The organism is Bacillus sp. Marseille-P3661 (genome assembly GCF_900240995.1).
GTDB lineage: Bacteria > Bacillota > Bacilli > Bacillales > Bacillaceae_J > OESV01.
Genome location: NZ_LT965954.1, coordinates 531,778 through 557,813 on the forward strand (window position 1 = coordinate 531,778; position 26,036 = coordinate 557,813).

22 protein-coding genes are annotated in these 26,036 nt (G+C 34.2%); 4 read left to right on the forward strand and 18 right to left on the reverse strand.

Features of this window, described 5'->3' with window-relative positions; translation table 11 throughout:
• Positions 1–60: 60 nt before the first annotated feature.
• Positions 61–1,077, reverse strand: coding sequence for a YheC/YheD family endospore coat-associated protein (locus tag C1724_RS13610; protein WP_102347304.1), 1,017 nt, complete (start codon positions 1,075–1,077; stop codon positions 61–63).
• An 11-nt stretch (positions 1,078–1,088) separates the two neighbouring features.
• Complete coding sequence (locus C1724_RS13615) at positions 1,089–2,312, reverse strand: ATP-grasp domain-containing protein (protein WP_102347305.1); 1,224 nt, start codon at positions 2,310–2,312, stop codon at positions 1,089–1,091.
• Positions 2,313–2,643: 331 nt separating this feature from the next.
• Between C1724_RS13615 and C1724_RS13620 the strand changes: the two genes are divergently transcribed.
• Entirely contained in the window at positions 2,644–3,231 is a 588-nt protein-coding gene (locus C1724_RS13620; protein WP_102347306.1) for a CotY/CotZ family spore coat protein, read from the forward strand.
• Positions 3,232–3,547: 316 nt separating this feature from the next.
• The gene (locus C1724_RS13625) at positions 3,548–4,066 is read left to right on the forward strand and encodes a CotY/CotZ family spore coat protein (RefSeq protein ID WP_102347932.1); all 519 of its coding nucleotides are present in this window, start codon (positions 3,548–3,550) and stop codon (positions 4,064–4,066) included.
• A gap of 127 nt (positions 4,067–4,193) precedes the next feature.
• On the opposite strand, the gene C1724_RS13630 is transcribed toward C1724_RS13625, so the two are convergent.
• From C1724_RS13630 to mgtE, 8 genes are all read right to left on the reverse strand, one after another.
• Positions 4,194–4,865, reverse strand: a complete 672-nt coding sequence (locus C1724_RS13630; protein WP_102347307.1) for a DUF2642 domain-containing protein — start codon at positions 4,863–4,865, stop codon at positions 4,194–4,196.
• Positions 4,866–4,881: 16 nt separating this feature from the next.
• A complete protein-coding gene (locus C1724_RS13635; RefSeq protein WP_102347308.1) occupies positions 4,882–6,228 on the reverse strand; it encodes an arsenic transporter in 1,347 nt (448 codons plus the stop codon).
• Positions 6,221–6,373 carry a hypothetical protein gene (locus C1724_RS25655; protein ID WP_180994272.1) on the reverse strand — a complete coding sequence of 51 codons (153 nt, stop codon included), beginning with the start codon at positions 6,371–6,373 and terminating at the stop codon, positions 6,221–6,223. Before C1724_RS25655 ends, C1724_RS13635 begins: the two co-directional genes overlap by 8 nt.
• 81 nt (positions 6,374–6,454) lie before the next feature.
• A complete protein-coding gene (locus C1724_RS25660; RefSeq protein WP_180994273.1) occupies positions 6,455–7,423 on the reverse strand; it encodes a hypothetical protein in 969 nt (322 codons plus the stop codon).
• A 555-nt stretch (positions 7,424–7,978) separates the two neighbouring features.
• Entirely contained in the window at positions 7,979–9,004 is a 1,026-nt protein-coding gene (locus C1724_RS13650) for a CotO family spore coat protein (RefSeq protein ID WP_102347311.1), read from the reverse strand.
• 820 nt (positions 9,005–9,824) lie between these two features.
• Positions 9,825–10,598: an enoyl-ACP reductase FabI gene (gene fabI, locus C1724_RS13655; protein ID WP_374703453.1), complete on the reverse strand. Its 774-nt coding sequence runs from the start codon at positions 10,596–10,598 to the stop codon at positions 9,825–9,827.
• A gap of 176 nt (positions 10,599–10,774) precedes the next feature.
• The gene (locus tag C1724_RS13660) at positions 10,775–12,622 is read right to left on the reverse strand and encodes a monovalent cation:proton antiporter family protein (protein WP_102347313.1); all 1,848 of its coding nucleotides are present in this window, start codon (positions 12,620–12,622) and stop codon (positions 10,775–10,777) included.
• A 111-nt stretch (positions 12,623–12,733) separates the two neighbouring features.
• On the reverse strand, positions 12,734–14,098 hold the full coding sequence (gene mgtE / locus C1724_RS13665) for a magnesium transporter (RefSeq protein ID WP_102347314.1): 1,365 nt from the start codon (positions 14,096–14,098) through the stop codon (positions 12,734–12,736).
• Positions 14,099–14,438: 340 nt separating this feature from the next.
• Here mgtE and C1724_RS13670 point away from each other — a divergent pair, with 340 nt between their 5' ends.
• Entirely contained in the window at positions 14,439–15,614 is a 1,176-nt protein-coding gene (locus C1724_RS13670; RefSeq protein WP_102347933.1) for an FtsW/RodA/SpoVE family cell cycle protein, read from the forward strand.
• Between the two features lie 23 nt (positions 15,615–15,637).
• A complete protein-coding gene (gene prpE / locus C1724_RS13675) occupies positions 15,638–16,378 on the forward strand; it encodes a bis(5'-nucleosyl)-tetraphosphatase PrpE (RefSeq protein WP_102347315.1) in 741 nt (246 codons plus the stop codon).
• A gap of 742 nt (positions 16,379–17,120) precedes the next feature.
• Here the strand turns inward: prpE and C1724_RS13680 are convergent.
• The 8 genes from C1724_RS13680 to C1724_RS13715 form a co-directional block, all read right to left on the reverse strand.
• Positions 17,121–18,437: a UDP-glucose dehydrogenase family protein gene (locus C1724_RS13680; RefSeq protein ID WP_102347316.1), complete on the reverse strand. Its 1,317-nt coding sequence runs from the start codon at positions 18,435–18,437 to the stop codon at positions 17,121–17,123.
• Position 18,438: 1 nt separating this feature from the next.
• Entirely contained in the window at positions 18,439–19,344 is a 906-nt protein-coding gene (gene galU / locus C1724_RS13685; RefSeq protein WP_102347317.1) for a UTP--glucose-1-phosphate uridylyltransferase GalU, read from the reverse strand.
• Positions 19,345–20,585: 1,241 nt separating this feature from the next.
• The gene (locus tag C1724_RS13690; RefSeq protein ID WP_102347318.1) at positions 20,586–21,341 is read right to left on the reverse strand and encodes a HipA family kinase; all 756 of its coding nucleotides are present in this window, start codon (positions 21,339–21,341) and stop codon (positions 20,586–20,588) included.
• Positions 21,338–22,453 carry a glycosyltransferase family 4 protein gene (locus C1724_RS13695; protein WP_102347319.1) on the reverse strand — a complete coding sequence of 372 codons (1,116 nt, stop codon included), beginning with the start codon at positions 22,451–22,453 and terminating at the stop codon, positions 21,338–21,340. The genes C1724_RS13690 and C1724_RS13695 overlap by 4 nt, the downstream gene beginning before the upstream one ends.
• 54 nt (positions 22,454–22,507) lie before the next feature.
• Complete coding sequence (locus C1724_RS13700) at positions 22,508–23,527, reverse strand: hypothetical protein (protein ID WP_258000396.1); 1,020 nt, start codon at positions 23,525–23,527, stop codon at positions 22,508–22,510.
• Between the two features lie 403 nt (positions 23,528–23,930).
• Complete coding sequence (gene rpiA / locus C1724_RS13705; protein ID WP_102347934.1) at positions 23,931–24,623, reverse strand: ribose-5-phosphate isomerase RpiA; 693 nt, start codon at positions 24,621–24,623, stop codon at positions 23,931–23,933.
• Positions 24,624–24,642: 19 nt separating this feature from the next.
• Positions 24,643–25,536, reverse strand: coding sequence for an RluA family pseudouridine synthase (locus C1724_RS13710; RefSeq protein WP_102347320.1), 894 nt, complete (start codon positions 25,534–25,536; stop codon positions 24,643–24,645).
• Between the two features lie 17 nt (positions 25,537–25,553).
• Positions 25,554–25,991: a GNAT family N-acetyltransferase gene (locus tag C1724_RS13715; protein ID WP_102347321.1), complete on the reverse strand. Its 438-nt coding sequence runs from the start codon at positions 25,989–25,991 to the stop codon at positions 25,554–25,556.
• Positions 25,992–26,036 lie beyond the last annotated feature (45 nt).

The following is a 26,036-nucleotide window of genomic DNA, read 5'->3' on the forward strand; positions in this document are numbered from 1 at the left end:
TTTGTACTATTTTATTTCTATAATTTTACAATGGTGATAAAATAAACAACAAATAGGCACTTAGCCTTGATTTTCGGATGCAAGGTAAACAGCATATGGAATTGTATTCATAGCAGCTTCAAGTTCTCGATATATATAACCTGGACGCCAATTCACTTCGTAAATCCAAAGCTTTTTATTTTCGTCAATCCCTATATCAATTCCTAATTCATCTAATGGTTTTTTATACATTTTGTCAAAGTGTTCTGAAAAGCGGATAGCAAATTGTTCCAAACTTTGCTGAATATCATAACCTTCGATACCAAACTCCTTTTCTAAAAAACTTTCAAGTTTAGCAATATACCCTCCCTGACTTATGTTGCTAATGATCCCTGCTTTGGATCCAATCCTAGGATAGATAAGAGTTATTCCCCATTGGCCCGTTCCATTTTTTTGCACATGAATTCGAAAATCATAAGGAAATCCATTCTTTGTTTTACAAGAGATATACGGTTGAACTAAAAATGATTTTTCATTAATTAATTGGTCTATAAAATTATTGAACATATTTTCGTCTAAAGTTTTTGTATTTTCGCCTTCGATTACTTCAAACAAATTATTGTTCTTCTCTATAAAAAAAACCTGTTTGCCTTGATTACCTTTAAGTGGTTTCATCACTACTCTTTGATTATCAGTTATTTGTTGCAAAACTTGCTTACAATCTTTAACCTTCATAGACGGAATTAAAAAGTGGGAGAACTCCGAAATCGTGCTAATTATTTTAAATACTTTCATTTTATTGCCAATAGGGTAGCTTGTAAAAGGTATCTTTTTTTTCAGGCGTCTATATACTTCTTTTTGAAATGGTGTTTTCATTGGTGTGGCGTTAAAGATTACATCCGGAAACGGTTGATCCTTCTCCCGCCAGGTTCCTTCTTCAAAAACATAGCCCAGTATTGTTTCTTTTTCGAAATTTACCTTTCCTGGTGAAAAAAAGAAAAAATGAACTCCTTCCATTTTTGCGACTGCTGCACAAGCATAAGCTTTCATAATTGAATCAGGATGTTTTCGATAATGTAACATACCAATTGAAGTCATAACTTTCACTCCTATAAAACAGGTTCTAAATAAAATTTTATTTCCTTAGCTGCTTCCTGTGCGTTTTCCTTTGCAATCTCGGGAGATTCACCAGATGCCATTACATAACCATAACGATGGCCCATTGAAATTGGCGGTGTCATATAGGCTCCTTTACGCGGCTTTATATAAACTTCCCGAACTCCAGCCATCTTAGAAGCTCTATTTTTACCTGTTACTTTTAACAATCTTCCATATGATTCAATCGTTATATAATGAGTATAAATAAAGGTTTTAAATTTTTTCTCGAGTGTGACTTGTTTGCCAAGATAATGCAACACAGTCTGCTCAACTAAATTAATACCATAGGCCTCTTCAATCATACTATTCATGGCTCCGCCCGAAATCCGCGGATTAATTTCAATTAATTTCCATATACCATTTACATATCTCATTTCTAAATGACAAGCAGCATTTACTACCCCTAGATCATTAATGACCGATTCTACAGCACAAAAAATAGAATTAAATAATTTTTCTTCCATCCTTAGACATACTGAGTATCCAGTCACAATAAATTTCCTTTTCTTTGTTATTTCTTGTTCCACAATAGCTACAATGTTGATATTTCCTTCTATTACCATAACTTCAACTAAGTATTGTGGACCAACTAAGTATTCTTCAAATAATATTTCTTGACTAGGATATTCGTTTCTAATTGCTTTTACAGCTTTATTGAATTCTTGTTCATTTTGAACAAGATAAACGTCTTTGGATGCCTTTGAAACAGGAGATTTTACAACAAAAGGAAACGTAATGTTACTCATTTTTAATAAATTATCTAATGATTGTGATCGTTCCACCACACCGAAAAATGGGGATGAACTATTGTCTTTTAGATATTCTCGTGTTTTTATTTTATCTTCCATTATTTCCAATTGCTCAGCTGATATCTTCGTTTGACACCACTCATTACACAAATTAGCAGCTAATGAAACAAACGGATCTACAAAACTTATAATTCCTCTAACCTTTTTCCCCTGTTTTAATACCTTTTTTACTTCTTCCTGAATAGTTTCTTTATCGACTTTTTTGACATAGATCATTTGATGAACCTCAGGAAATTCCTTTCGTTGAGAGATGAATTGCTTGCGTTCTGTTATGAGGACTGTAAAATACCCCATACGATTTATAGCTTTTATTGCATCTCTACTTGAACCGGACTTCGTCGTTTCAATAATTATAATTGTATCCATCTTTCACTCTCCAATTAAAACATTCCAAGAGCTTGAATTGAAGAAATGCTCTTAATTTATAATTGCAAACACAAATAACAGCTAATGCCGAATAATTTTTAACAATTTATATGCTTGTGAACTACTACATACATACTATTCAATTAGCTCAATGGGGTTCTTTAAAAACTCCCTTAAAGTGACTTTATAATTAAAAGTAATATATAACAAACTCTTGTACTTAAATAAAAAATTATCCCCTAGGACAACTATCCATACATGTAAACAATACATGCATAGTCTATAAAAGAGGCGGAGTATCCAGCCAAGTCATTTAAAGGAGAGATATTTTATGTGTTCATCTTGTAAAAAACATCACCATCGCCACAACCACCATCATCATGATCATCATCATGACCATCATCATGATCACGATAACAAGCACGATGATAAAAATTGTGTTTGTGAGATTGTCAGAAAGATTGCAGATGCACAAGATCAAATTGATCAAGGTAATTGTTGCAAGGTTAGTTGTGAGAAATCAATACAACAGCTGCTAAATCCTGCAGGTATGCATACAGCTAACACAATCCCATTTACCTTAGATTATGCATGTAATGGGATATTTTGGGCAGAAGGCGTTGTTTCATTTAAAGGTTGTTTTAAAACAATCTGCAGCCCTTATTTGCGCGTTAAAAATTTTGTAGATGGATCTCATTGCTGTGCTATTGTAGAGTTATTATTACCTACAAAAAATGGTAAACCTTTTTTCCCCGATAACAAGAAAAAATGTAATCATAGTGACGCCTTTGATGGCTTTGTAGCAACTGGTGCATGCTTAACAATTGAACTTGAAAATTTTTCAAGCATTGCATGTTTTCCACCTTTTAACGTGCAACAATTAAACTTCTCATCTCGTAAAGAGTTTGTAGGAATGTAAATCCAACAAATTATTCCTCTATAGGTTAGAACCACAAAAGAACTGTATAACCTAAGTCTATTGACCTAGTAGCATATTATGTTAGTACATGGAAATGCGAGCATGGACAATTATTTGCTAATAAATATGAAGTGAATTTTTCCCACGAATAATTGTCGGCTCGCATTTTTTAATAGGAATTCCTACTTAAAGATAAAATTAGTAGGTATTTTACATAAAAATTTAGACGATTGCCCACACATATCATTCACCCATACATATTCTGTTAGGGACGATAGTCAATTAGATAAAAATTCTCAAGGAGATGATTATGGATATGAGTTGTGGAAAAGGTAAACACTCTACCGGAAATTGTGTTTGTGATGTTGTAAGAGCAATTGCTGATGCTCAAAATGATGTTATGGATAATTGTTGTGATGTAAGTTGTGATAGATCTATTGATAAATTACTATCTCCTGCATCAAATGATCTTGACACTGTACCATTCATCCTTTATTGTGATGGTTGCAAACCGTTCAAGGCATTCGGGGTTGACTTCCAAAACAATAGAAGAAATGGAAATAACAACAATATTAAATTCGAATGCGTAGAAAGCTTTTTGTTCCGTGTGAAATCTGTTGATGAAGATTGCTGCGCACTATTAGAATTATTAGCATTTGCTGATGGTGACAATAATGGCAAAGGCGGTGGCGGTAAGGATAAGGACGAAATGGATCCATGCGATCAAATTAACAATCAGGAATTAGATGATCTTGTAGCCACAGGCATTTGTATAACAGTTGATCTTAGCTGTTTCTGTGCAATTACATGTTTACCAGCTGTAGCATTAAATTAATTAGAAAAACACGTAATTTGCCTACAATGGCAAATTACGATGTTTTTTCTTATTCTTTATTCCCTTAAAGAAATTATACTTTCTTAAAGTATATACCATAAAACAATGAGGGGAGATTTTCCCCTCATTATGGTAAATGTACGGTTTTAATATGCCGTACATTTATATATGTTTTTATCTGTCTTGCTGTAATCAACTCAATGATGCTATCATCAATTGCTTTTAATTGTCCAATTTTTTGATTATCCCGTCCCAGATCGAATACAACCATGTGATTTATTAATTTTTTAAGTTGTTCCTCTAATGTTCTTGCAAGAGGGATTCTAGTTGGATTAACTGGTAGGTATTCTTTATTGAGTGCATATGGTGAAATTTGTTGATTATATGGAGTTAACCATTTTAAATGGTGCAAGGAAATGTACATTGTTTTAAAAACTGGTGAATAAAAGACAAAATAATTGTTCATAATACTTACAACATACCCATGTATTGGTTGCTTTTTTGCAACAACTATTTCAGAAAATACACCTCTAGCGTTATTCAATATTTTCCGAATTGATAATGTTTCATTTAAATTATCAATTTGTGATCCTTGAGATAAATCTATTGAAATTTGATCATCTTCTTGATCAACTTTTTTTATTTTTTGAATATGCATTAGTGGTATATACAAATAATTTGTACCATCAAATAGAACAATAAGATCTGACCCTTTATCCACCAGTATTCCATTGAGTATTAGATTACCTGAAATTTCTACAACTACCTGTTCTTTTAAATAACTATCAAGTAAATTCAAATTTCTCCCTTCTTCCCTAGTAAAATAACCAATTTATCCAAAAGTATAGCCCTAGTAAACTTACTATCAACCCTATTGGAATAACCATAATTGTAACTTTAATGTAGCTTCTCCAAGAAATCTTTATTCCATGTTGCCGTAACAAAAACATCCAAATTAATGTTGCAAGGGTTCCTACTGGAGTAAGTAACGCTCCAATATCACTACCAATTACATTTGCTAAATATGCAATTTGTAATGTGGGTACATCCAAACCCATGTCAGTCAATGTTAAGGTACCTATCATCACCGCAGGTAGATTATTAAATAGATTGGACATAATTGTTAATAGTAAGCCCATTATTAGACTTGCATTCAAATGATGGCTAGTGATCCATTCTTTAAGCCACTCAACCAATAGTGAATTGAATCCAATGTTTCTGAGGCCATAAACTAATACATACATACTGAATGCGAATATTAAAATGTGCCAAGGTGTCTTTTTTATAATATCTGTCACACCTTCACGGGTGTGATACCATCTGACGAATACTAGAATTACTGCACCTAAAATTGCAAGCCATTCAATCGGGATACCAAATGGAGAAAGGAGGAAAAAGCTTCCCCTTGTCACTACAATAATTAACATACAAATTTTTAATAGTTTCCAGTCTACTTCAATAGTTTTCTGTGGCGTTATTAGTGGGTGTAATGATGGAGAATAGGAGCTTTTCACTTGATGATTGATACCAATCTTCTTTGGAATGTCACTTCTAAAGTAATAGAATAATAGGAACGTTATTGTCATAATTCCCACCATTGAAGGGACAAACATCATCTTTACATAGTCATTCAAGTTAAGTCCAACAATTTTCAATGCTATTAAATTTGCTATATTACTTACAGCAATAGGGGCGCTAGCTGCAGTAGCAATTAATGCACCTGATATGAGGTAAGGAATTTTTTGATGCATCTTTAAATTTAATAATGTTAATATCCTAATAATGATAGGAGTAGTAATTAATATGCTGCCATCATTGTTGAAGAACATCGTCATTAAAAAACACAATAATATAATATAGAAATAAAGTAACACTCCTGAACCGCGTGATTTTTTTATTATGTTTAATGCAACCCATTTAAAGAAACCGATACTATCTAATATTATCGACATTATAATTGTCGATAATATTGTAATTGTAGCTCCGCTAATAATTCCAGCTATTACCTTTAAGTCTGTTATAGGTACAATTCCAACCATTAATATCAAAGCTGCCCCAATTGCTGTTGGAATAGTCTCATTTATACCTTTTGGTCTCCACATTATGAATAGAACTGTAGAACAAAACACAACCATCATAAACGTCGTCATAAAACTAGACATTAGACTTCACTTCTTTATTAGCTATAACTTCTTGCTCTAGATTCTTTTCCATGTTTATTTTATGAATTGGGCCCTCTTTAATCGGGGGTATTAGTAGTGAATAAAATACTGCTCCTGAAAATAGAACTATTAAAAATATATCCATGATACTCCTCCCCTAAAAATTTTTTACTTGAAATGAGTGCACTGAAGTTCTTTTCAATGCACTCATTTCAAGTGGTTGAATTTATGATCTCCTTTTTTTCTTATCACGGTTTTGCTTTTTGGCTAATGCTAAAGAACTAACACCACTGTTTTGCTGTTTATTTTCCTGTTCTTCATTATTGCTATCATTTTTTATTTTTTGGCTAATGCTCTTGATATGATATTTACTAATTCTAAATACGTCGTGGTGAATAACTAAAGTCAATAAACTTCCATCCGTATTAACTAATACTCCTTCTACCTTCTCAGGGCCCCCACGATTAATAGTTACAAAACTATATAACATTTCATCAAATAACTCATCTAAATCATCAACTTGGATAAAGTTTGACTTGTTACTGTGTCTGTGTTTTTTTTCTTTTTCCTTGTTTTCACCCTTTTCTTTGCCTTTATTATTTCCTTCTTCTTTGCTTTCTTCTTTTCCTTCTTCTTGGCTTTCTTCTTTGCTTTCTTCTTTGCTTTCCGCTTTTCCTTCTTCACCTTTTCCTTTGTCTTTATCTTTGTCTTTATCTTTGTCTTTCCCTTTATCTTTACCTTTTTTATCCTTAATATTTACTTTGCCTAATTCCTCTAGCTTTATGCTTACGCTTTTAATATGCTCTATGCTGTAATAAATAACTTCATCCTTATGTGTTTCGAGTGCAAGGTAATCTTCGGTTACATATAATAGTGCTCCTTTCCTGGACTCTGGCCCACCTCGGTTTATTCGAATCAATTGTCCTACTAAATTACTTAATAATTTATGAAAATCGTCAGCCACCAGTAAAGTTTCAGGTACAATTGAGATCATATTTGTTTGTGAGTTTTCGATTACACTCTTAATATGTTGTGTTTGATAATAAATAACTTCATCTTTCCCACTAAGAAGAGTAAAGAAGTCCGGTCTAGCCCCTACTAATTTACCATGGGAAGCTTCAGGTCCCCCTTTAAAAACTCTAACTTCTTTTCCAATTATTGAAGATAAATAAGAATAACCTTTTTTTCCATACATTTTTAAGTTCCTCCTATATAGTCATTTGTACTTAAGGTATAGCTGTACTTTATGTATATGTACCCTAGTAACAAATGGTTTAATATAAAGACCTATTTACTAAAAATTCAGCTATAGTCTAGTGAGCAATCTGATAAACTCAATTATTGGTATACGACTAAAGAGATACAGATTGTCTAGGATATATTTTTGGTTAAGAAAATTAGAATCGAGTAGGAGGCACGGTTAAGATCTTTGCATCCTCGATACGGTCAATTAGTGTCTTTTTTTATATTCAATATTGTTCTCATATCATGGAGATTGCACTAAGATAGCTCCACACTATATTTGGGTTTCCTGTTTTCCGAACATTGTTCCCTAAAAAGTTGGATGTTGGCTAGCTATTGGGTTCGCAAATTCAATGCCCATAATCGATTTTCACTGTCTTGCTGATGAACATGCCTGATACACAAAACACACTACTTGCCCAAAATGGCAATTTACGATGTCTTTTACTTTAATTCTTAAAAATTTATACTTTCTAAACGTAAAAAGAGAGGACTACTTTAGTCCTCTTTAAAAGCTCACTCTATTTATTGAAATGATATCCTCCAAGTTAATTTGAATACGATTGGGTTTAGTGTTTCTTATTATTTGAACAATTCCATTTTTAAAACCTTCAACAACTCCAATATGGGTTTCTTCCTTCGTTTGAAATTCACACTTTACTTTTGGTAATACTGCTGGAACATCTAGCAAATACTCAACCTTCTCCTGAATATTCAATTCTCTAAATGGTCTCGGTTTCTGAACCTCAATTACTTCAGTCTCAACAGTATCCTCGTTACCTTCATTAATAGTTGCAACTACATCCTTGTTGCCAGGATTTTCTATCTCTTCAATATCAAGAGACTTAACCTGATTCTCAACTTGCCCAATAGGTTTTTCTACCTTTTTTACTTTTTTCTTAGCATTGTTACCCATTTCAAAGCTGTTTTTAATTATTCCAGTTACAACTGACTTCCTTAGAGTTGTTTGTACTTCGTCTACATTTTTTTCAGTAGACATGTTTGTTTCAGTAGACTCATTTGTTTCAGTTGAAATTACCGGTAACACTAGTTTAATTGGATCAGGTACTGATCCAGTATAGTTAGGTATTGCATCTTCGGTAGTTGATTGTATCTCCTGTTTAGGAGCTCTAATTGTTTGAATTTTATTAAAGGAATGTATCCGTGATTTAGCGGGTCTAGTTGGTTCAATGTTACCTTTATGTTTTTGAGTATCCAATGTAGGCGACGATTCAGATTCAACTGAATGTAATACTGGTTGAAGAGATGAAGTTGTTTCAGATTCAGGTACTGGCAGTGCTTTTGTAGTAAGAGAAGTTGTTTCAGATTCAGGAGCTACTTGCAATTCCACTGATTCTTTCTTATCAATTTCTGAGTTTTGCCTGTCATGTGCTGAAAATGGGGTCTCTTCAGAATATTTTATTATAGGTCTAGAAACATAACTATGTTGCATTTTTGCTTTTGTTTCAGTATAGGCTGGTTGTGTAATATATAATAGTGGCCTATTAATTGTACCTGCAAATTTTTTTCCCATAACTATTCCTCCCTCCCTAAGTTATTCTCGTACCTATCTTATGCAACTATTATGGTAATGTGCCCATTTTTTACTTTTAAATTTTATCTTCTTTACAATTAGCCTTCTTTCTACATGAACACTGTAAATGATTCTCGTTTTCTAACTAAGTGCATTTGAGCAAAATACAAAAAACAACGCCCAAATTGAAGCTAACGGGTTTACTTGTGAGGTGCAAAACGGTAAATCGCAGACCGAATCAAATAGCTAATCACATAAACTTCACAGTAAAAAGGCTTAGAGATGCAATATCTCTAAGCCCTTTTTAATTTTCATTTTTTCCCGAAACAACCCGTAAGTTGTCCAATTTCATTAGATGCCAAAGCGAGTTTGATATATAAGCGGAGAAATTTCGCTTAATTAGGAAATAGCACTGAAAATAGCTTAAATAGACAGAAAGATTCCGCCTATTTACTCGAAAAACGTAAAAATGGGTACCTTTGCTTTGCTTAATCGGAAAATCTCCGCTTATATACCCCAAACCAAGCTCTATCCTGCTGTTTAACCGAAAAATCTCCGCTTATTATTAATAACTCTGATTACTCAATTATAATCTACATACTAAATCGCAAAATCAAGGCCCTCCAATAATTATTTCATACCCTGTGATTTACTATGTGAATTAGGAGACGATAAGTTATTAAAATTCGCCAACATGTTTATAAATCAATAAAAAACGCACTGTGAATTATAAAGTGAATTCAAGTGCGCTTTCCTATGTGTTTTACAATGTTTGCACCTCTGAAGTAAACCTGTTAAAATTGAAGCGTTGTTTTTTATTTTAGTAACCAATAATATGATAACCAGAGTCAACGTGTATATTTTCTCCAGTAACACCTCTTGAAAGATCGCTGAATAAGTACAGTGCAGTGTCTCCGACTTCTTCAGGAGTTGTTGTACGGCGTAAAGGTGATCTTTCCTCAATATCCTTCAGAATAACATTAAAATCACTAATACCTTTTGCAGATAGGGTGCGGATTGGGCCTGCGGAAATTGAATTCACTCTTATTCCATGTTTCCCAAGATCGCTAGCTAAATAACGGACACTAGCATCAAGCGAAGCCTTTGCTACACCCATTACGTTGTAATTTGTCATAACTCGTTCGCCGCCTAGATATGTTAGAGTTACAATGCTGCCGCCTTCAGTCATTAAGTCTTTTGCAACCTTAGCCACTGCAGTTAATGAATATGAGCTAATATTATGAGCTAACAGAAAACCATCGCGTGTAGTGTTCATATAGTCACCTTTTAACTCTTCCTTATGAGCAAATGCAATACAATGGGCAATGCCATGAATAGTACCTACTTCTTCCTTAATTTGCATAAATGCTTTCTCTATATCTTCATCACTTGTAACATCACAAGGTAATACTATTGAATCATTGCGTTCCAATGTTTCTGTCAATTCACGTACACTCTTTTCTAGTCGTTCACCAGCATATGTAAAAACTAGCCTTGCCCCAGCATTATGTAGTGATTGTGCAATACCCCAAGCAATACTTCTTTTATTCGCTACACCCATTACAACATATGTCCGCCCTTGTAAAGATAACATTATATTTCCTCCTTTTAAACCTAGTACAAGATATTAGTACCAAGTGCTATAATTTTGATTATACCATACAATATTCTCTCTGCCTAAAGCAAAATCCTTCTATACGCTATGCGTTCTTGTATTATAAATATAAAAAAGCCCATTGGTCTAATAACACCAATGGGGAATCTACCTACTTAATACCACTCACTATGTTCAAACAGCATCCTCAATTCTTCAACATATTCTTTAGAACCTGTTACAATTAAACGGTCATTTACATTTAATTCCGTATCGCCATGCGGAACAATTGAATCTTTACCTCTAAATATTCGTACCATGATCACATCTCCCGTAAAAGGAAAGTTCCGTAAAAGGATACCATGATATTTTGGATTATTCATATTTATTTGATATAAAGCACTTTCTTCCTTCGTTAATAAATTCATAACACTAGGTGATTCGATAAGCGCTTTAAGTAACGTCTTAGTTGAAAGGAAAACAGAAAATACATCAATTTGTAGTTCTCGTAATGACCTTTCTAATTCCGGTGTTTCAACTCGTGCAATCACCCTGTCAGTTCCATATTGTTCTTTAGCAAAAATAGCAATGCTACTATTGGTTTCCTCTTTCCCGGTAGATACAACTAGAATATCTGCTTCAAAAACCTTTAGCTTTTCAAGAGTTTCAATTGAGTAATCACTTACCTCAATAATTTTAAATAAAGACGAGGAAACATCATTATCTATTTTCTCCTGCTTTAGATGATAAATCTCTGCGTCATAATGATCCACATCCAACTCCCTTGAAACAGGAAGAGTCATTGTATTTGCACCAATAAATGCCACTTTTGCACGCTGTACTGTAGTTTCTTGTTTTGGGAACAGTTTGCGGAATGCAATTGGTGAAACAATACAAGAAATTACAGCAACCAATATTAACGCACCTGAGACTTGTTCGGATATCACTTCCATGCGTTCACCAATATGCGCTGCGGCAATTACAAGTGATAATGTAGAAGTCAATATAAAACTGGTAGCTAAGACAGTTTGCCAATCATACCACTTTTTCATAACAAGTGCCGGTATAACTTTTGATATGAATAATGCTATCAGCAATAGCGGTATAAGTAACAAAACTTTTGGTTCTTCTACTAGTTCCCATAAATTAAGTTCTACCCCAATCATAACAAAAAAGATTGGTATTAAAAATCCATAGCCAAAAGAATCAAGTTTATGCACCATATCAGGATTAGGTGATAATAGCGAAACAAGCACACCTGCTAAAAACGCGCCAAGGATATTTTCGGCACCCACTGTTTCAGATAATGCAACTAGAAATATAATTAGAGCGAAAATGGCTCTCGTATCAATCTGGATCGTCCCTTTTGACATTGTTTCCAGAAACGATTGATGTCTAAAATATTTGCCAAGGAAATATAGAAGGAGCCCCACTACAAACAGAATAAGTAATAACCACATATTCCCATGACCTTCACCATATAAAGAAACAAATACTGCCAACAGTATCATCGTTACTAAATCAGCGATAACTGCAACTAATAAAATAGTTTGGCCGATATTTGTTTTCATAAGTTGTGCATCTTTTAGCGTTGGGACAACTACGCCTAAGGAAATTGTAGAAATAATCAGTGTCATTAACAAAGCATTATCAATAAATCCGCCCCAGACAAAAGCAAGAGATAATAAATAAGATAAAACAAATATACCAACAAAATAAAGAGACGATATTAAAAATGGATTAGGCCCATTCTTTTTCTTCTTTTTTCCACCTGCAAATGCTGAAAAATCAATTTCTACCCCACTCAAAAACATTAAAAAGATAAATCCTAATAATGATAAAGTTTCCAGCCACATGTCTGGTTGAACAAGATTAAATCCACTTTCGCCAATTATCATACCCACAATAATTTCAGCCACAACGACTGGAATAATGTTTAACCTTAAGCGATGAAGAACAATAGGAGTAAGAAAAGCTGCTAAAATAACAATGACAAGGGAAGTTACCGATGCATGTCCTTCCATCTACTCACCTCTCTCTTTTTATTTTATATTCTAATACCATAATTATTTATTACGAATTAGCACTTTTCGGTGATGTATATTGGAAAGCTTATAAGTACATTATTTAATAATTCATATTAAATAATTCATTAATACGGTTGCTAAGCCAAAATAAATCAAAATACTAATAATATCATTGATTGTGGTAATAAAAGGACCGGAAGCAACTGCAGGATCGATATTAAAACGATGCATAATAATTGGAACCAAGGCCCCAGCTAATGTGGATACAGTTAATGTCACAAAAATTGAAATCCCCACTAAAACACCTAACATTAGATTGTGTTGCCAGATATTTACAGTTATCATAACTAACGTACCACATGTTAGACCAACTATTATCCCTGTACCTATTTCCTTTTTTAAAATTTTTAACTTTCTGCCATTAGCTATTTCACCTGTTGCAATACCGCGCACAGCTACAGCAAGTGCTTGTGTTCCTGTATTTCCAGCCATACCTGCGATTAAAGGAATAAAAACAGCTAATATAGATACTTTATTCAAAGTTTCTTCAAATCTACCGATTAAGCTAGCAGTAAACATTCCTAAAAATAATAAAACAATTAACCATGGAAGCCTTTTACGTGCGGCTGAAAATGATGAATAATCAGTACTGTCAATATCGGGGACTGCAGCTAATTTTGAATAATCATCAGATGCCTCCTCCTCCATAACATCGATGATGTCATCGACTGTGATTATACCTAAAAGATGTTTTTGGAAATCGACAACTGGGAGGGCTAAAAAGTCATAATCCTTCATCATCTTTGCAACATCTTCTTGGTCATCACCAACAGAAACGGAGACAACACGATCATTCATTAATTCTGAGATTAGTTTATGATAATCTGCTACAATTAAATCACGTAATGAGATTACACCAACAAGTCGCTTTTGATCATCAATGACATATATATAGTAGATTGTTTCTGCGTCCGGGGCTTTTGATTTTAGAATTTTCATTGCATTTTCAATCGTTTGATTAGCTGAAATAGCAACAAACTCTGTTGTCATAATACTTCCAGCTGTTTTTTCTTCATAATGGAGCAAATCTTTAATTTCTTGAGCTGCATCATCATCCATTATTGTTAAATAACTGACAACCTGATCCTTTTCAAGCTCATTTAACACGTCAACAGCGTCGTCTGCATACATTTGTGCTAGCATATCAGCAACGAAGGACGGTTCCATCTCTTGAAGGACTTCTTCTTGAGATTCGATCTCCAAATTTTGGAATATTTCGGCCATTTCTGATGGGGACAAATAGGAAGTAATTTGTATTCTAACATCTTTCTCTTGCTTGACAAAGAATTTTGCTTGATCATATGGATGGACTTCAAGAAATTCCGCCCGAAAAGCATCCATATCATGATTTGAGATCGCATCATTAACTAACTTTTCATATTGTTCATCCAATGTCTTTTTAGAATCTGGCATGTGGTTTCCCCTCCTTTTTCAGGATAATAATTACAGAAATGCAGTAATCATCTTCCACTTGCTTACCTATTTTGTAAAATAACTTCTGATTACGCCTTGCCAATATAAGTAATAAAGGGTGCTGTATAGTAAAAAACCTTAATAATCGTAAATGCTCAACCAAAGTTTGTCAAACGATAAATTAATCGTTCATGGTTTTCATTTTAGATAAATTTCGATAAGATTATAAAGGATATAAATGATAATTACTATCCTTATTTAGCCTATATGTAGTATTTTTAAAAGAACATCATAGAATCTTTAAGGATTAGTCTAGAAAGGAATTTAATACATCATGGAAATGGAAAAGGATAAAGCTCCTTATCAGAAGATAGATATTTCTTTAATTTTAATAATTATTGCACTAGGGTGTATTAGTGTATTCGCTATCTATAGCACTACACCCTCATTACCTGTTAAATTACAAAATGTTAATTTTGCAGGTAAACAAGTACTATGGTACTTCATTGGATTCATAGCAATCGTAGGGACGATGATTGTTGACTTTGATCGATTTAAAAATTTAGCTTGGTATTTATATGGATTTGGAATCATGCTTTTACTGGGCTTAGAAGTATTAGGTCCATCGAAAATTGCACCTACTATCAATGGAGCGGTCAGCTGGTATGTTCTTCCTGTTATTGGTAACTTTCAACCTTCTGAATTGATGAAAATCTTTTTGATTTTGGTTCTTAGTCAAATTATTGTAAAGCATAATGAAACACATCCTGATCGGACACTAAAAGATGATTATTTACTAATTGGTAAGTTTGCTTTAACCTCAATGGTCCCTTTATTGTTGCTATTAAAACAACCAGATTTAGGTACGTCTATTGTAATTGTTGCAATTGTTGGTTCGCTACTTTTAGTTGCTGGCATTCGTTGGCGGGTTATTTTTACACTTGTATTTACTGTCTCTCTATTTATTGCTTCACTCGTTTTTATTTATTTTAAAAACCCGACGTTTATTACAACTTATATTTTGAAAGATCATCAAATGAACCGTTTTTATGGATGGTTAGCGCCAGAGGAATATTCCAGTAATTTTGGATTCCAACTAGTGAAATCTTTACTAGCTATCGGATCAGGCCAATTACAAGGTAAAGGACTGATGAATGGTCAAGTCTATTTTCCTGAAGCTCACACCGACTTTATATTTGCTGTTATTGGGGAACAATTTGGATTTGTTGGAGCAAGTATCGTAATTTCGTTGTTTTTCCTGCTGATTTATCGAATGGTACATGCTGCTCTAGAAAGCCATGATCCATATGGAAGTTATTTATGTACTGGTGTTATTGGTATGATTACCTTCCAAGTGTTTCAAAATATAGGCATGACAATTCAGTTAATGCCAATTACAGGACTTACCCTTCCTTTTATAAGTTATGGTGGTAGCTCACTACTAACTAGTATGATCGCTGTTGGCATTGTCTTAAATGTCCGTTCCCGAACAAGAAAGTATATGTTTGGAGATTAAAATGGCGAGGTGGACGTGCTAATATGTTTGATATTATTGGTGACATTCATGGCTGTTATGAAGAATTTGTAGCTCTAACAAACACGTTAGGCTATAAATGGATGAATGGGACTCCTATTCATCCACAGGGCCGAAAGTTAGTCTTTGTTGGTGATTTGACTGATCGAGGACCTGAGTCAATAAAAGTAATGGAGCTAGTCTATACGCTAGTCATTGAGAAAAAACAAGCATATTATACTCCAGGTAATCATTGTGACAAGTTATACAGATATTTTTTGGGGAGAAACGTTCAAATAAAACACGGATTAGAAACAACAGTGGCAGAATATGAAGGTCTAACGTCAAAAGAACAAGCAAAGGTTCAATCACATTTTATGAAACTATTCGAAAAGGCCCCTCTTTATCTTCAATTAGATGAAGGTAACTTAGTAGTAGCACATGCTGGAATTAAACATGATTATATTGGCAAGTCCAGTAAAAAAGTAAAAACATTTGTATTATATGGTGATATTACTGGTGAAACAAATCCTGATGGTACTCCCGTCCGCCGTGATTGGGCAAAAAACTATTTTGGAGAGAGTTGGATTATCTATGGCCATACTCCAGTAGAGCATCCTCGAAAAATAAATAAAACATGGAATATAGATACCGGCTGTGTATTTGGCGGAAGCCTTACTGCACTGCGTTATCCTGAAATGGAAACAATTTCGGTACCATCAACCATGCCAAAAGTACCCGAAAAATTCAGAACCTTTGATGATTAGTTGAAATGCGAAAGCGCCTGTGTAAGCCCCGACAGGAAAATGTTCTTTCGCGGATATGAGACGCGCTTTTCGTCTCATTCCGCGGAAGGTTATTTGACCCCGAGGGGCTAGGCGCTGTAGCTGGACAAATAGAAAAGCGAAAGTCGATTGGTCAGCCCTACAGGAAAATGTTCTTCCGACGAAGAAGTCGATAGACTTCCCGAGGAGGAAGGTTATTTGACTCGTAGGGCTATCGACTGTAGCTGGACAAATAGAAAAGCAGAAACGCCTGTGTTAGCCTCGACAGGAAAGCACCGACTAAAACTGCTACGTCCTGTGGCAACGTCGGTACAAGAACATCCTGTGCGCCGGACTCGAACTACTTGATTTGTGCATGCCCTGTCCGAATTTGTCTCTTTCGTAGTGGTCTTTCGCCAGTATTGAACGCTTTTCAACAATTTGTGCTGAAGGTTATTTTAATCGTAAGGCTATGAACCTGGACACTTTCAAGATTTTTTGGCAAGCTATGCCATTTTGGTGTTTACTATAATTTGGGAACGCTGGCCTAGCTCTCCTTGACCTTACCCATTGCTCAAAATTCGTATAAAAAAACACATGACGTACTAATAATTGTCATGTGTTCTCCTATAAAATTCAAAAAATGCCTATAATTAACATTTGATTTGATAGTAATTTTTCCAATCAATATTTAACGGAACTTCTCCATTATAATAAGTGTACTCAATTTAATTTTACTACTACCTCATTTTTTTATAATAGCTGGTCTTCCAACAGGATAATATTCTATATTCTCACATTCTCTAACTCTATCTTCTTCAAAACAATTTCTGCCATCAAATACAATCGGTTGTTTCATAAATTTGGTTAACTCCGTAAGTTTGATTTGTTTGATTTCATTCCACTCAGTAATAATAAACACTGCATCTGCATTTTTTATAGCTGTCTGAATAGAATCTTCATAGCGAATTACATTGCCTATTACTTTCTTTGCATTTTCGTTGGCAACTGGGTCATATGCTACAACTTCTGCACCCTGCCTGACCAAAGAGTGTGCGATTGGTATCGAAGGGGCTTCCCTCATATCATCTGTTTCCGGCTTGAAAGCTAGCCCTAACATTGCAATTTTTTTCCCTTTTAATTCACCAAATCGCTTTAACGCTTTTAACACAATAAGTTCTCGTTGATAATCATTAATTTCAATAGTGTCCTTTAGCAAAGAAAAATCTAGTCCATGTAATGCTGCTGTATGAATCAATGCCTTAACATCTTTTGGAAAGCAAGACCCACCGTAACCAATACCCGCTCGTAAAAAAGCCTCACCAATTCTTAAATCCTTTCCCATTCCCTTTGCTACATCCTCAACATCTGCTCCTACCGCCTCACATAAGTTAGCGATTTCATTAATATAACTTATTTTAGTTGCCAAAAAAGCATTGGATGCATACTTTATCATTTCGGCACTTTTAATACTAGTTAGTAAAACTGGGACATTTAACGGACGATACATTTCTCTTATTTTCTTTGCAGCATCTCTATTATCGGCTCCAATGATAATTCGATCTGCTTGCATTGTATCCATGATTGCAGATCCTTGTCTTAGAAATTCAGGGTTAGAAATCATCTGTACATTAATATTTTTATTTTTTAATTGGTCATTGAAAATTTCTTTAATCTTTTCATTTGTACCAACAGGGACTGTACTCTTTATTGCAACAATCGTATCCTTTGAGAGATGAGTGGAAATATCTTTAGCGGCTTGTTCAAGATATGAAAGATCGGCTGCTCCATCATGTCTTTGTGGAGTACCGACTGCAATAATTATAATCTCCTTATCTTTTAAACCATCCAGATGTGAGATTGTAAATTTTAATCTCCCAGCATGTATGTTCTTAAATAGCAGGTCTTCCAATCCCGGTTCATAAATTGGTGATATTCCATTATTCAATTTCTTAATCTTCTCATGATCCAAATCAATACAATGTACAAAATGCCCAATTTCAGCCAAAACAACACCAGTAGACAACCCAACATAACCCGCTCCTAATATAGCTATCTTCATATTAATCAAACTTCCTTTTAATTTGCTGAAGATTTTCTTTCTCCATTACGTTTTTTAAATAATCGAGTATTTCACCTTTTATATCATCTCTTTGTAAAGCGACATCTATAGTTGCCTTAATGTATCCCACTTTATCGCCAATATCATAACGAGTTCCTTCAAAATTATATGCTAAAATAGATTGCCGCTTATTTAACTCATTCAATGCATCAGTAAGTTGAAGTTCATTGTCTTTTCGAGGTGTTGAATTCTCTAAAATCTCAAATATTTCAGGACTCAATAGATACCGCCCCATAATTGCATAATTCGAAGGAGCATTTTTATTACTTGGCTTTTCAACCATAGAATCAATATAGTAAAGATTCGGTTCAACCATTGACTTTTTTGGTTTTATAATTCCATATTTACTTACATCTCTTTCCATTACTCTTTGAACAGCAACTAAAGAATTATTATAACGAGCAAAAACATCCAACATTTGTTTTAAACAAGGTGTCTCAGACATCACAATATCATCTCCTAATAAAACAGCAAAAGGCTCATTGCCAATAAAACTTTTAGCACAAAGTATGGCATGGCCCAGCCCCTTTGGTTCTTTTTGCCGAACATAATAAATATTTAATAAGCTTGATATTTTTTGTATCTCTTTTAGTAGTTCCAGTTGTTCTTTCCTTAATAGCACATCTTCTAGTTCATATGATTTATCAAAATGGTCCTCAATTGACCTTTTCCCTCTGCCGATGATGATAATAAGATCCTCTATCCCAGAGGCAACAGCTTCTTCAACAATATATTGAATCGTTGGTTTATCAACAATCGGTAGCATTTCCTTTGGTTGCGCTTTAGTAGCAGGCAAAAATCGAGTCCCAAGGCCGGCTGCAGGAATGATAGCCTTACGAATTTTCATATGCTACCTCCTTTGAATTCCTTTACTAACTGTTATATGTAAGCCATTATCCACTGGTCACGTTAGGAGCCTATAAATAGCATTAAAAAGTCTAATTATTCCAAAAGAATATTTAGGTTTAGGTGCTGTTTTAACATTACCTTTAGTGAACATTCAAGACTTCGTAACATAATTGATTCGTAAGGTTCCAATACGAACATGAGTGTAGATCAATCGAATATAAAAATCTTAGAATGATCTAAAGTCAACTAACAGAAACAAAGAAAAAAACTCCTTAGCCGTGTAACAAGGGGGTTCGGTTGACAGGGAGAAAACAGTAAATAACATAGATTTTAGAGGTAGGATTAGCATACGAATTCGCACCTCTTTTTTTCGTTGATAAACAACATCTATGGATAAAATTTACAATTCAACATACGAATTATCACCTTTTTTATTACACCAATTCGCAAGCGTACAATAATTTTTGCACACATGTTTAAAGGTGTGTTAAACAGTTGCTGATTATTTTGTTTTTTGTGTGCTAAGATCTAACTGAATATTCGAACCTATAAACATTATTCAAGGCATATTGGTAATTTGTGTTAAAATAACTAAGGGTATGTGAAAGATTGTACTTAAACGCTAACGAAGTAGATTAGTTGAGCAAATAAGTCGATATAAAGTAATCCATCAAAATAAGATTCTCTTGGATTTTCAAGATAAAACTCACTTCCTTTTAAAAGCTGTGTTGACCACTATCGAGTAACCAGTAAAAGTGAAATAAGAGGAGATTTTCCGGTTAGATGAGAATGGAGCTCGTTTTTGGGGTAAATAAGGGGAGATTTTCCGATTATGCAAAGCAAAATCTCCTATTTTCGTATTTTTCGGGTTAATAGGCGGAATCTCTCCCTCTATTTAAGCCATTTTAATAAATCGTTACTTATTAAGAGGAATTTTTCCGTCTATTTATTTATCAGATTGGGTGCTTAACCTGATTACCAAACTGAGATAAGTGCGGATCTTTTCATTAATCAAGGTATACAATTTGTTCTATCTTTAGCAAAAATTATTTAAGCCTGTAATCTCAGATCAAAAAGGATCAGATTATAATCTGATCCTTTTGTTTTGCTATTTGTTATGCGGTTTTCTTTCAAAAACCTACGTTAATTTATATACTATTTACCGTGTGAAATTGTATTTTCTCCTTATGAACCGAACCCGTTACCGTGTAACATAGGAGTTTTTATTATTCTTATAAGTTAATTTACTTTCTTAATAAACTTTTTAATTACATTGGATAACATCTCTTTGCGGCGCCCAACTAAAGTGCTAACCAATGCCTTTTTCTCTTCTTTTGACATCATCCAATCGTCAGGGATTAGTGTTACAATTTCTTCAATTAGAAAAATAGGGATAGCCTTAATTAACTCTATTTGTTTTGCAAAGTATTGCTCATCTTCAACGAATCGTGACATTAATTCGTGCGTTGCGCTTTTCATTAAATCCGTTGATAAATGATCCAATTCAGAAAGAGTCCAGTTATAGGAACCAAAAGTTTCTGCATGGTCAATGATCCATAATTTATAGCAATCTTGCTTTTCCTCCTGGAGAAGAATGTTCTTGCGCGTTCGGTCTCGATTGCATAGCCAATAATCAAAGACAATTATACCTGCTAATAATTCCTTATTAGTAATATCTAAAATTGTAGATACTTGGTGACCATCCAAACAGTCTGGTACAAATAATGAAACAAATTGAGATTGGGTTGTGGTACTCATACTCGCAAGTTCAGGTGTTTCATAAGTGAAACTTTGTGGGATTTCTACTATTTTGGCGAATGGGACAGGTAATCCTAGATATCTTGCCAGACAATATGAGACCCATTCATTTGGTAAGCTCTTTTCAAATCCTGATTGAAAGAATTTTACTACATAATCTCTACCATCATCAAATGTGATTAAGTGCGCATTAGACTTCCCCTCAAGTTTTTTACGGTAAGCAATAGGATTAATCATAATGCATTCATCTCGCCTTCTGTACCTTCCTCTTTTTGAACTAGTTTTTTCAGTAATTTAACATATTGTTCAGCTACTACCTTAATCTCAAAATGTTCATGAACACGATTAATTCCAGCCTTAGATAGTTGTTGGTGTAAATTTGGATTATCTAAAATACTATATAACTGTTTGACTGCATCGTCTACATTTTGTCCACGATAAAGCATTCCAGTCTCTCCTTGAGCAACTAATTCTGTTACTGGCATCATATTTGACGCTACCACTGGAACACCACAAACCATTGATTCGATGAAGGTATTGCCGAATGATTCAGATTTTGTGACTGAAAGTGTACATCCTCCTGATTCGCGTACTTTTGAATACATGTGTGGCATCTGTTGATAAGGAATGACCGGGTACCACTTAACAATATCAGTCAGTTGTTCTTCCTGCCATTTAGCAGCAAATTCTTCACGTTGTACACTGTGCGCACCACCAATCACCCAAAATTCAATATCATCACGATCCTTTTTGATTTGTTTGGCAATTTCTAGTAACATTGGCCAATTTTTGCGTTTATCTAATCGACCAATATAAGCAATAACTTTTTTACCTTTAGGTAATACAGGATCGGACTCAAAATCTATCTCTTGTGTTGATAACGCGCTAAAAAAGGACGTATCCACCCCATTGTAAATTACGTTAATGGATATGTCTTCCGTCAGTATTGAAACTAATCTTTTTTGATACTCTGAAGGAACGATTATAGATATTGGTTGAATACCGTTGAAAGATTTTAGATGAGGTTGTAGTTTGATTAGTTCAGGGGTACGAGCCTCGATGATGACAGGACCGTGGTAGTTGGCCTTTTTAACCCAATTATATGCTTTTCCTGTATCTACAATAATAATTGCATCATAGTTGTTTTCTTTAATTATTTTAACAATCTCATGCTTATCTTTTGTTAAATACACAGTTGCAACATCTTCCATAATATGAAGTCCACCGTGATCTTTCATATATAAAAACTCTGTTTCAATTCCATGTTTTTTAAAATAGATCGCACGATTCCGCCATCCAGCATTTACCCCTCCTACAGTCAGCAAACGCCAGATTACAAGTACTTTCATATAAAACTCTCCTCTTGTATTCCTATATTTCTCTTTTGGCTAAAAATTTAATAACTATTTATGTTTCTTACTCTTTTCAGAGCGTTCTCCCTTTTTTATATTTTTGTCTTTATTATCCCACTTCGCTTGTTTTTCCTTTGAACTAGGTCTTCCCCAATTCTTTTTCTTCTCTCTTTCTCTTTTCTTTTCCGCAAGTAGACCTCTGTAATTGTTCTCCCAGCTTTCATTGTTATTATCGCTTTCAAAATCACCAAAATGTTGATCGATTCTTTCCATTACTGCGTCTGGATCAGTTCCTTGAGCGAGCATTACCTTAATCCATTCCTCTTTAAAAACCTTGTGTACTAATCCTTCTAACAGAACAACATAATTTTTTTCATCTTTTGTAGTTTCAAGCTTTTTCGTTTGTTCTTTTATTTTTTTGTCTTTTCCAGAAGAATCTGTCAAATGTTCCTGAAGAATTTGACGTGACAAATCTTCCATTTTAATGTAATGTAGCCACTCACTATACAGCTCCGGTGCAAGTTCTTGAACATGTGATAAAAATAATTGCTTATATTCTTCACCTAATGAATTCAGCAATTTTCTAGGATAAGGATATACTCGATCTCGCCATACCGTCCTTGCCACGTCAATAACTTTAAGTGTACCATCACGTTGAAGATATATTTGGCGTTTGTGATGGTCAATTCGCTCATAACCTATTTCCTTAAATGTTATTAACATCTCAATTAATTTTATTGAAAGTTCTTTTGTAAGTGGCTGAGATTGTAAATATTCGCGAATATCAACCCCTTTGATAATTTCCATAGCAATGTATAGGGATCCTTTTGCATAGACTTTTGGAAGAAGATTTGTATGCTGACCTAATGATAAAGCATAATATTCTCGTTCGCAGTCTTCAACATTACCAAAAACTTTTACGCAAATGTCATCAGAGTATTGAAAAACAGCTCCTTGTCGCCCTTTTCCAATCATTTTTAACGGTGATTTATTAACCACTTCTACATCTGCATTTATCATATTCGTTACTGTTATTCTATTTACACACTTTTCTAGATACCTCGTATTCATATATACCTTACCTCCTACATCAATAAGTTACTAACCATTCGACTCCCCTCAATATAATTTACAAATAAACCTATACTACTAGTTAATTCGGGATTGTATAATAAGGTACAGGCAATTACCTAATTACACTAAAAATTTGTATTTTTTTACCTTTTTTTGTAAACAAAGAACAAATGACGTAAGTACCTGGTTATACCTAACAGGAAAATGTTCTTTCAACGTATAAGAGGTGGTTACCCTCATAGCACTGGAATTGTTATTTTTCCCGAAGGGCTGTAGGTTAAGCTGGAATGCACTAGTATTCTTGAGTAATCCACATTATTGCCACTTTATAAATTCCTGCAACAAAAAAGTCCCAGCATATCACTAGGACCCTACATTTTATATTAAAATTAATCATTAATTATTTTGGCTCTTTCCTATTTACCAACCTCAAACCGTTTTCTTCACCGACAACCACTACGTCTACCAAATTTATAAAAAGACCCGTTTCAACAACCCCAGTTAGTAACTTTAATTGTTTGTGTAATTGTTGCGGATTTACAATTATATTGAAATCACAATCTAAAATGTAATTACCATTATCTGTAATAAAAATATCATCATCTTTTTTTCTTAAAATTGGATGACATCCGAGCTTCGAAATTCTTTGTGCTGTAACTTCCCAGCCAAACGGACTAACTTCTACGGGAAGAGGGAATTTCCCTAATGTTTGAACTAACTTTGATTCATCTACAATAATTATCAGTTGCTTACTAAACGCATCAACAACTTTTTCCCTGTAAAGTGAGCCGCCTCCACCTTTAATTAAATTAAAATCTTCATCAACTTCATCAGCACCATCAATTGCTAGGTCTAGTTGCCTTTCGACATTTGAAAATTCAATTAACGGAATTCCGAATTCTTTTGCCCATCTTTCTGTACGTCGGGAGGATGGAATTCCTTTAATTTTCATTCCATTCTCAATTAATTCTCCTAACTTTTTCAAAGTCCAATAAACAGTTGAACCTGATCCTAATCCTAACAACATCCCATCTTTAACAAACTCCGCAGCTTTTTCACCCGCTAGTTTTTTTCTAAAATTAGCTTGATCCATCATCAAAATCCCTCACATCCTATCTGTTAACCACTAGCTGCATATCCTCAGGTAAAGTCGATATAAATTCAAGTTCCTCTTTTGAAATTGGGTGTTTAAAGCTAATTCTTTTACTATGTAAAGCCTGACGTTCGATTAAATCTTTGGCGCCCCTATATAAGCTGTCTCCTAATAATGGATGTCCGATATGTGCCATATGAACTCTAATTTGATGTGTTCGCCCTGTTTCCAACTTTAAAGACAACCATGTACATTCACTATAACGTTGAATAACATGAAAATGAGTAATTGCAACTTGGCCATCTTGTCGAACTTCACGTTCAATTATGCTTGTTTCCTTTCTGCCAATAGGTGCAACTATATCCCCGGTATCTGGTTTTACAATTCCATGAACTATTGCTTCGTATTGCCTATTTATTGTACCTTTCTTTTGTTCAAGTGACATTAAGTGATGAATATATCGGTGTTTAGCAACAATTAATAAACCAGATGTATCCCGATCCAAACGATTTACAATGTGAATCGTTGAATCAATGTTATTATTTTCATAATAATATAATAGTGCATTCGAAAGCGTACCATTTCGGTGTTCTCTAGATGGAATAGTAGCCATAGCGGGCGGTTTATCGATTACAAGTATGTATTCGTCTTCGTAAACAATATTTAATGGAAGGTTTTCCGCTACAATCCCAATACTTCTTTCTTCAGGGGGGAAAAGCACGGTTAATACATCTCCATCTTTTAATATTGAGCGAACAGTAGTGTGCTGGCCGTTGAGTAATATATCGCCACCCATAAATTTAATATCTGTCAACGCCCTTTTGGAAATCCCCTTCACTTTTAATAAATATTCCCTAACAAGCTGTCCATCATTTGTCTGGTCTATTTTCCACTGCAATTTGAAAGCAGTCATAGTTTAACCCCTTCACTCTACAGTCCATAATAATAAAATCTTGTGTTTTCACTTTCAATAAAACCCTGTTTCTCATAAAATCTTGCAGCAATATATGTCCGTTCTGTTGATAAGATAACCGAGGAATATTGATACCTTGTTAGAATTTTTTTTACATCATCCATTAATCTGGAGCCTAACCCTGTTCGATGATTTGTAGGCTGCACACACATTTCATACAAATAGTAAACATCTCCGCTCCACCATTTCTTTCTAGTACCAAAAACAAACCCCTTTACACCGTCAGTATCTTCAAGTATAAAACCATTAAAGCCTGGGGTATTGATAATATCATTAAAATAATTCATTGCTAATGGAAACGTCCATCTGTCGTTCCAAGGCTCATTATTAAAAACTTCAATGAATAATTCCGCACACACCTCTAAATCTTTACCTTCAAAATCTCTCGTAATCATTTATGCTCTCGCTCATTTCCAATTTTTAAATTTTTACAAAAGTCT